Source organism: Allorhizocola rhizosphaerae (assembly GCF_003426775.1).
In the GTDB taxonomy this organism is placed as follows: domain Bacteria; phylum Actinomycetota; class Actinomycetes; order Mycobacteriales; family Micromonosporaceae; genus Allorhizocola; species Allorhizocola rhizosphaerae.
Genome location: NZ_QJUG01000296.1, coordinates 1 through 8697, shown reverse-complemented (window position 1 = coordinate 8697; position 8697 = coordinate 1). Strand labels below are relative to the sequence as shown.

General features: G+C 66.8%; 6 protein-coding genes and 2 tRNA genes. 5 read left to right on the top strand and 3 right to left on the bottom strand.

The genetic code is table 11. The features are described from left to right. Positions 1-3013, top strand: a 3013-nt coding sequence (locus tag DM816_RS37615) for a S8/S53 family peptidase (protein WP_117215275.1), incomplete at its 5' end; no start/stop codon positions are given. Positions 3014-3183: 170 nt separating this feature from the next. On the opposite strand, the gene DM816_RS37610 is transcribed toward DM816_RS37615, so the two are convergent. The 3 genes from DM816_RS37610 to DM816_RS37600 all read right to left on the bottom strand — a co-directional run bounded on the left by DM816_RS37610 (position 3184) and on the right by DM816_RS37600 (position 4078). Further along, a tRNA-Gly gene (locus DM816_RS37610) sits at positions 3184-3257 on the bottom strand. A 26-nt stretch (positions 3258-3283) separates the two neighbouring features. Then, positions 3284-3357, bottom strand: a tRNA-Pro gene (locus DM816_RS37605). A 172-nt stretch (positions 3358-3529) separates the two neighbouring features. Then, the gene (locus DM816_RS37600) at positions 3530-4078 is read right to left on the bottom strand and encodes a DUF11 domain-containing protein (protein WP_117215274.1); all 549 of its coding nucleotides are present in this window, start codon (positions 4076-4078) and stop codon (positions 3530-3532) included. 265 nt (positions 4079-4343) lie between these two features. Here DM816_RS37600 and tig point away from each other — a divergent pair, with 265 nt between their 5' ends. The 4 genes from tig (at position 4344) to clpX (ending at position 8574) form a co-directional block, all read left to right on the top strand. After that, positions 4344-5720 (top strand): trigger factor, encoded by a 1377-nt coding sequence (gene tig / locus DM816_RS37595; protein WP_117215273.1) that lies wholly within the window; start codon positions 4344-4346, stop codon positions 5718-5720. A 107-nt stretch (positions 5721-5827) separates the two neighbouring features. Continuing rightward, positions 5828-6439 carry a ClpP family protease gene (locus DM816_RS37590; RefSeq protein ID WP_117215272.1) on the top strand — a complete coding sequence of 204 codons (612 nt, stop codon included), beginning with the start codon at positions 5828-5830 and terminating at the stop codon, positions 6437-6439. Between the two features lie 14 nt (positions 6440-6453). Further along, positions 6454-7131, top strand: coding sequence for an ATP-dependent Clp protease proteolytic subunit (locus DM816_RS37585; RefSeq protein WP_117215271.1), 678 nt, complete (start codon positions 6454-6456; stop codon positions 7129-7131). A gap of 159 nt (positions 7132-7290) precedes the next feature. Beyond that, positions 7291-8574 carry an ATP-dependent Clp protease ATP-binding subunit ClpX gene (gene clpX / locus DM816_RS37580; RefSeq protein ID WP_117215270.1) on the top strand — a complete coding sequence of 428 codons (1284 nt, stop codon included), beginning with the start codon at positions 7291-7293 and terminating at the stop codon, positions 8572-8574. The last annotated feature ends 123 nt before the right edge of the window (positions 8575-8697 follow it).

Below are 8697 nucleotides of genomic sequence, written 5' to 3'. Positions count from 1 at the left end.
GGTCGCGACAGGGGAGGAGCTGGCGTTCGACGTCGCGGTGCCTTCGGGCACGCGAAAGTTCACCGTGGACCTGTCGTTCACCAATCCCGCCAATGATTATGACCTCGAGGTCTATGACCCGAGTGGCGTCCAGGCCGGCTCGTCCGGAAACAGCCTCGGCGAGGCGGAGCAAGCCGTTGTGGTGAATCCTGCCGCCGGGACGTGGAAGGTGGTTGCCGTCAAATTCGCTACGGTACCGCCGAGCGACGTCCGCGTGGTCGTGACCGGTGAGACCGGCGCGGCCGATCCGCGGCCAGTGGTGCGTTCGGGTGGGCCCTATGCTTTTGCACTTGGCACCGCCCAGCGCCTCACGGGAAGCGTCGGCGGTGGCACCGCGCCCGTGTCGGTGGGCTGGGACCTCGACGGTGACGGCGCTTTCGAGCACAGTGGAGCGGCCGTCGACGCCAACCTCGCGGAGGGCCGGCATCTGGTCACGCTGAAGGCGACCGACGCGTCCGGTTTGGAGCGTCGCGAGACGACCAGTGTGCTCGTCGCCGATCCGGCGGTCATCGCCACGCACACCACGCCCGTGACGGTGATCGGCGTGGCGGACACGGGGATCAACCCGTATCACCTCGAATTCTCGGCGCAGACCTACCCGGATCCGGATGTGCTGGCACTCACGCGCAACTTCACCCGGCATCCCAGTGAGTACCTTTCCGGGTACCCTCAGAACGCAAAGTCTTTGAATGTGACTCTCGGCCAGGGTTACTATCCCGCGCAGGACACGAAGATCTGGCAGGGCAACACGACGATCCAGGCCGGCGAGATGTACTGGATTCCCGGCACCAAAATCGTCGGCGCGGTTGACGCGGGCGGCTCGACCGGAGCCACGTCCGGCGACGACCCCCACCCGATCCTCGACGACAACGGCCACGGCTCCGGATCGGCCTCCGTGTCGGCGGGCAACCGTTACGGTTACTGTCCAACCTGCCTACTGGTCGTGGTTGAGGCGCTCGACGAGACCGTGGTGGCGAAGCTGCCGTGGGTGGACATCTCCACCAACTCGTTCGGCTATGTGGGCGGTGCGCCGGTGGGCCCGATCTCCAACGGTTCCGCGGTGACGAAGGCGGCGGCCGAGCGCGGCCAGACCACGCTCTTCGCGGCGGGCAACGGCGTCGGCAACGCGTTCGACGTGCCCGTGGTGACCTGGCATTCCGACCAGACCGGTCCGGATTGGAACGTCACGGTGGGCGCGATCCGGCGCGACAACCAGCGGGCGATTGTCGGAGATGGCATTCCCGTGCATCTGTCGTCGTGGGGCGATGGCAACCTGCCTTCAGCGTGCCGCACGGGCACCGTCGGGCAGTGCGCCTTCGGCGGGACCTCAGCCGCGACACCTTACACGGCAGGCGTTTTCGGCACGGTGCTCACGCAGGTGCGCGCTCATGTCGGCGATGGCGCGGCCGGGCAGAAGGCGGGCCAGGCGGTGGCTGTGGGCATCGCGCGGGACGAGAGCGTGTATCTCGCCGACGGGAAGCTCACACGCGATGAGTTGCGCCAGGCGGTGCTCAAGAGCGCACTGCCGCTGGGGGCCGGCAACACGGGCGCGCCATACGCGTACCCGTTGACAGCGCCGTATTCCGGCGAGACCAACGTGTTGTTCGAGGGTTATGGGGCCGCGACGCCGGAGACGGCCAAGCGGGCGATCGATGTGCTGCTGGGCCGGGCGCAGATGCCCGAGCGGCCGTTCGAGGACGAGTTCTTCGCCCACGATCGCACGGTCCGCGACACGCTCTGGGGCGGTTTCGACCGCGACGGCGATCGGGTGCAGGACTCGGCTGCCACCGGCGGTCTGGGCCTCACACTGGACAAGGTCGCCACGGTCGGCGGTGCGATGGACGTGCTGAGCAAGGTGGCCACGGCGAAGCATATGGTGCAACCGTTGGGCGCCAACAAGTTCACCTACTATCTGCACCGCAGGGTGGCGGCTGCTCCCGGCGTGAGCGACTGCGCCGCGAACAACAACGAGACCTATCTGGACCGTGCGGACAGCGCGGGAGATTTGGAGCCGTGCTTCGACTCCCGGGTGACGTCGGTCGTGGCGGCGTACCGGCCGGTGGGCATCTTCGCCGCGTCGGACACTGTGGACGCTCCACTGCCCGCCGGCTCGAAGGTGAACGTCGAGCTGTACATGGCGGGCGAAACGCCGTCGGTCATCCGCCCGACCGCCGTGCTGGTCGCGACCGACCGCGAAGTCGGCACGGGAGCAGGTCTGCTGCAACCGGTCGTCGCAAGTGGACCGGGCGGCGCGGCGTGCACCACACTGGGCGAGGCGTGCTGGACGAAGTACGCGTTCTCGTTCACGACTACGCGGCCGGTCTTCGCCGGGGAACAGCTCACCCTGCAGCTACAGTTGCTGGGTGCGCGGTCGTGGGCCTTCGGATTCGAGGGTGCACACGCCTCACGGGTCGAGATCGAGCCCGCGCCGTTACCACCGTCCGGAATGGACTTCGGCGCGTCCATCAGCTCGCCGGCGGACGGTTCGACACTGTTCGAGAGTGAGACGGTGACCGCGGGCGGTTCCTACGCCTTCCCCGAGCTGGGCTCCGACCCGACCGGCGCCGGCGACCACCCGACCACGCGGCGGGTTGAAGTGTCACTCGACGACCCGTCGTTCGCCAACCCGGTGGAGGCCATTCTCGACTCGGCGAGCAACACTTGGCGCGCCAAAGTCGGCAAGCCGGGCACGGGGCGGCACGTCATCTACGCCCGAGCACGGCTCGACACGACCACATCGGCCGTGGCGACCAGCGCATTTGTCGTGGAGCCGGATGTCATCGTGCAGTGGCAGATCGCCTCCCGCAACAGCGCCGCCGACCCGGCCGCGTGGCAGACCGCCACCGGGATGGCCGACTGGCGGTTCCCATTCACGACCGGCACCTACGGCAGTGGCCCCAAGATGATCCTTGTCCGGCTGGTGGAGCGGCGCATCGAAACCGCCCGCGACACCGTGACCGCGCGCTTCCGCTAAACCCGCAAGACACGGACTGACCGGTGGATCCTCCTCACCGGTCAGGCCACTGCTCGCTCCCGAGTCGCACGTCCGGCGGGTGGGGTCAGGTCCACTGGCGACCGTGCCGGGTATCTGCGGCAAATAGATGAGCCTGGCTGGGACGTCCGTCCCGGCCAGGCTCACCTGCGTGGAGCGGCCGACGAGAATCGAACTCGCGTAATCAGTTTGGAAGACTGAGGCTCTACCATTGAGCTACGGCCGCGCGGTTCCTGATGATATCAGGACCCGTCGGGGTGGCCGGATTTGAACCGACGACCTTCCGCTCCCAAAGCGGACGCGCTACCAAACTGCGCCACACCCCGATCATGACCTCGCTTCCGCAAGGGCACGCCTGCAGCAGTTTACACATGCACACCCTTGCCACCGCGAGCACATTACCGTCGTTCCCCAGCGCGGCGATCTTTCCCCGACTTACTGTGGTTACAGGGACGGGGAGACGCCGCCGACGGCGACCCCCGGTGGGGCTTTGTCCGGTCAGGCGGATGGGGCTCCACCGGGTAGCTCGGCGTTTGGCGTGCTCGGTGGGGTGTTGCCCGGGGCCAGCGGCTCGGGCTGGATGCGTTTGTGCAGCCAGAGCGCCCCCGCGACCGCGAGCAGCCCGAAGATGATCGCCGCGATCCAGGCTAGCCGCCTGATCGGTGCCGGCGTGTCGATCTGGTTGCGATCTGTCCTGCAGGTGGAGGCCGTGCCGACCTGGACGCAGGCGGTCACGCGCAGGTCCCGCGCCCTCACCGCCGGATCAATGGTGCCCGAGAGCACATACGTCTTGCTTTCGCCGCCCGCCATGCGCCGCTTCCAAGCCACCGAGTTGGCGATCACGGCCGCGTCCTGGGCTTCGATCCTGGTCACGACCGTGGGCGGCAGCGTCAGCGAGACCGTCACCGGCGCCTCGTCCGGCGTCGGATTGGTGGCTGTGATCTCGTATCTGACCCGGTCACCGCCCCGGACCACACGGGTGTTGTCGGCGATCGAGATGGGCGCCGGGGCGTGACCCGCCTGCTCGTCGGGCGTTGGAATGGCCATCAACGGCCCGCCGATATGTGCCAAAACGATAAAAAGAATATTTGCGGCGGGTACCGGCAAAGCCTCCACCTCCTACGCGACGACTTCACCCATTTTGTCGCCTAAAGTACTTTTAGCCGGTACGCCACTCCCGAACGTTGTTTGTGACATCAGCCCGGCAAACGCCGCCCGATGCGACCGTGCCCGCGTGGTTTCGCCTACACTCGACCGGGCACTTTTCGCGCGCCCAGTCAACCGTTCGTGATGATCGTCAAGGAGTACGCCTGTGAAGAGCACCGTCGAGACTTTGAGCCCGACCAGGGTGCGGCTCGCCATCGAGGTGCCGTTCGCCGAGCTTGAGCCGAGCCTCAAGAAGGCGTACCGCGAGATCGCGAGCCAGGTCAACATCCCCGGCTTCCGCGCGGGCAAGGTTCCCGCGCAGGTCATCGACGCCCGCGTGGGGCGCGGTGTCGTGCTGCAGGAGGCCATCGAAGACGTGATCCCGCAGCAGATCTTCGCCGCCGTGCAGGAGCACTCGGTCAAGCTGCTGGGCCGCCCGGCCGTGGACAACCTCGAGTTCGCCGACGGGCAGCCGCTCAAGTTCACCGCCGAGGTCGACGTGCGCCCCGAGCTCACGCTGCCCGAGCTGTCCAGCATCAAGGTCGAGGTCGACCCGCTGGAGGTGGGCGATTCCGAGATCAACGAGCAGCTCGACGCGCTGCGCGAGAAGTTCGTGACCCTGAAGGCCGTCGAGCGCCCGGTCGCCGAGGGCGACTTCGTGCAGATCGACCTCGCCGCGACCGTGGACGGCGAGGAGGTCGAGGGCGGCTCGGCCACCAACCTGTCGCACCAGGTCGGCAGCGGTACCCTCCTCAAGGGTTTGGACGAAGCGGTTGTCGGTCTTTCCGCAGGCGAATCGGCCACCTTCATCTCCCAGTTGGTCGGCGGGGAGCACGCGGGCAAGGACGCCGAGGTCAAGGTGACCGTCCGCACGGTCAAGGAGAAGGAGCTGCCGCCGCTCGACGACGACTTCGCCCAGCTGGCCAGCGAGTTCGACACCCTTGAGGAGCTGCGCGGCGACCTCAAGGAGCGGATCACCCGGGTGAAGAAGGTCGAGCAGCTGTACGCGGCGCGCGACAAGGCCCTGGCGGCGCTCGTGGAGCGGGCCGCGGTGCCGGCGCCCGAGGGCGTCGTCGCCGAGGAGGTGGAGTCGCGCAAGCAGGCGATGGTCGAGCAGCTTGAGCGCATGGGCGCGAGCTTCGAGGACTACCTCAAGGCCGAGGAGAAGACCGAGGAGCAGATCGAGGCCGACCTCTCGGAGGCCGCGGCCGAGGGCGTGCGCATCCAGCTGGTCCTCGACACGCTCGCCGAGCAGGAAAATGTGCAGGTCAGCGACGACGAGTTCGGCCACGAGATCGTGCACCGGGCGCAGCGCGCGGGCATGCCGCCGCAGCAGTACTACGACCAGCTGGTCCAGGCGGGCGCGGCCCCGGCGGTGTTCGGCGACGTGCGCCGCGGCAAGGCGCTGGCGCTGGTCATGGAGCGGGTCGTGATGACCGACACCAACGGCGAGGTGCTCACGCTGGACGCGCTGCGCGGCCCGGGAGCCGACGCGCACGACCATGACCACGATCACGGCGACCACGAGGGCCACGACCACTGAGGCGGGGCGCGCTCCTTGAGCTCAAAGCGAACACGCCCAACGCAGGGAAGCTGCGCTGTGGATCAGCGGTTAGGGTCGGCGTAGGACATTCTCAGAAGGGCTGCCACATGAGTGCTTTGCATGTTCCCGACGCTCGGGGTCAAGATCCGTTCTCCGGTGGCCTCGACGACAGGGTTTACGACCGCCTGCTCAAGGAGCGCATCGTGTTCCTGGGCAGCGACGTCAACACCCAGGTCGCCAACCGGATCTGCGCGCAGTTGCTGCTGCTTTCGGCCGAGGATCCCGATCGAGACATCAGCCTCTACATCAATTCACCGGGCGGCTCTGTCTATGACGGCATGGCGATCTACGACACCATGCAGTTCATCAAGAACGATGTCGCCACGATCGCGCTCGGCATGGCCGCTTCGATGGGGCAGATGCTGCTGTGCGCGGGCACGCGGGGCAAGCGTTACGCGCTTCCCCACGCGCGGATCATGATGCACCAGGCGTCTGGTGGGATCGGCGGCACGGCCGCCGACATCGCCATCCAGGCGGAGCAGATGATTTACACCAAGAAGCTCATGCAGGAGCTGATCGCGCAGCACACCGGTCAGTCGGTCCAGCAAATCGAGATCGACAGCGACCGGGACCGCTGGTTCACGGCCGACGAGGCGCGGGAGTACGGATTCATTGATCACGTCATCACTGCCACCTCGCAGGTGTCGGTCGGCAACTGAAGGAGCGTAAGCCAATGAACCCGAACTTCTCTGAGATCAGCGGTCAGCCGACGCCGAGTTTCGCGGATATCACCAACCGCTACATCCTCCCGTCGTTCGTGGAGCGCACCTCGTACGGCATAAAAGAGAGCAACCCCTACACGAAGCTGTTCGAGGAGCGGGTCATCTTCCTGGGTGTGCAGGTCGACGACGCTTCCGCCAACGACGTGATGGCGCAGCTGCTCGTGCTGGAGGCGCAGGACCCCGACCGCGATATCACGATGTATATCAACTCGCCCGGCGGCTCGTTCACGGCGATGACGGCGATCTACGACACGATGCAGTTCGTGCGGCCCGACGTCATGACCGTGTGCCTGGGCCAGGCGGCGAGCGCGGCGGCGGTGCTGCTGGCCGCGGGCACCAAGGGCAAGCGGCTGGCGCTGCCCAACTCGCGGATCATCCTGCACCAGCCGGCCACGGAGGGCGGCTACGGTCAGGGATCCGACATCGAGATCCAGGCGCGTGAGATCATGCGCATGCGTCACCAGCTTGAGGAAATGATCTCCCGGCACTCGGGGCAGGACCTCGACAAGGTCAAGAAGGACATCGACCGTGATCTGATCCTGACGGCCGAGGACTCCGTTCAGTACGGTGTGGTCGACACGGTGATGTCCTATCGCAAGAAGACCCCGCTCACGGCCGGGGCACGATAACCACGACCGCGGCGTCGCCCCATGGACGACCGGGGGCGGCGCCACGGTTTTGTCATACCCGTCTGTCAGAATCGCATTCGGGTGTCGGGGGGCCGGATTTCGGTCGGCACCGGGTAACGTCAGGATGCAAGTGTTGGCTCGAGCGCAGGGGAGTGGCGGGTGGCACGGATCGATGGCGGCGATCTGCTGAAATGCTCCTTCTGTGGCAAGTCGCAGCGCCAGGTCAAGAAGCTGATCGCCGGGCCCGGTGTGTATATCTGCGACGAGTGCATCGATCTCTGTAACGAGATCATCGAGGAGGAGCTCTCGGGCGAGGAGCAGGTCCGGTGGGAAGAGTTGCCCAAACCCATGGAGATCTGCCAGTTCCTTGATTCCTATGTGGTGGGTCAGGACGGGGCGAAGAAGGCGCTCGCCGTCGCGGTCTACAACCACTACAAGCGGCTTCAGGCCGAGGCCAGCCACAGCCGCAGCGGCGAGGCGGTCGAGGTCGCCAAGAGCAACATCCTCCTGATCGGACCGACCGGCACGGGCAAGACCCACCTGGCGCAGACCCTGGCGCGCATGCTCAACGTGCCGTTCGCGATCGCCGACGCCACCGCGCTCACCGAGGCGGGCTATGTCGGCGAAGACGTGGAAAACATCCTGCTCAAGCTGATTCAGGCGGCCGACTGGGATATCAAGCGCGCCGAGACCGGCATCGTCTACATCGACGAGATCGACAAGATCGCGCGCAAGTCCGACAGCCCATCGATCACGCGTGATGTGTCGGGCGAGGGCGTGCAGCAGGCGCTACTCAAGATCCTTGAGGGCACGCGGGCCAATGTGCCGCCGCAGGGCGGGCGCAAGCACCCCCATCAGGATTTCGTCGAGATCGACACGACCAACATCCTGTTCATCTGCGGGGGTGCGTTCGCCGGGCTGGAGCAGATCATCGAGCAGCGCACGGCGCGGTCGGGGCTGGGCTTCGGGTCCCATCTGCGGGCGGTTTCCGAGCGCAGCACCGATGACGTGCTCGCCAAGGTGATGCCCGAAGACATGCTCAAGTTCGGCATCATCCCGGAGTTCATCGGGCGCCTGCCGGTGATCACGACGGTGCGCAGCCTCGACCGCGAGGCGCTCGTGCGCATCCTGACCGAGCCGCGCAATGCGTTGGTGAAGCAATACCAGCGGCTGTTCGAGCTCGACAATGTCGTGCTCGAGTTCGACACGGAGGCGCTGGAGGCCATCGCCGACCAGGCGATGCTGCGCAACACCGGGGCGCGCGGGCTGCGGGCCATCATGGAGGAGGTCCTGCTCTCCGTGATGTATGAGATTCCCAGCGACCCCAACGCGGAGCGGGTGCAGATCACGCGGGAGACCGTGCTGGAAAAGGTCTACCCGACGATCGTTTCGCGGCGCGAACAGCCGGGCCGGCGAGCGCGGCACCACCGCGAGACCGCCTGACGCACGTGCCCTCGGGCCGGCCGAATCGGGCTCGGCGCTGATGGTGTCGCGGCGCGAACAGCCGGGCCGGCGGGCGCGGCACCACCGCGAGACCGCCTGACGCACGGAGGCCCCGCGCGCCTG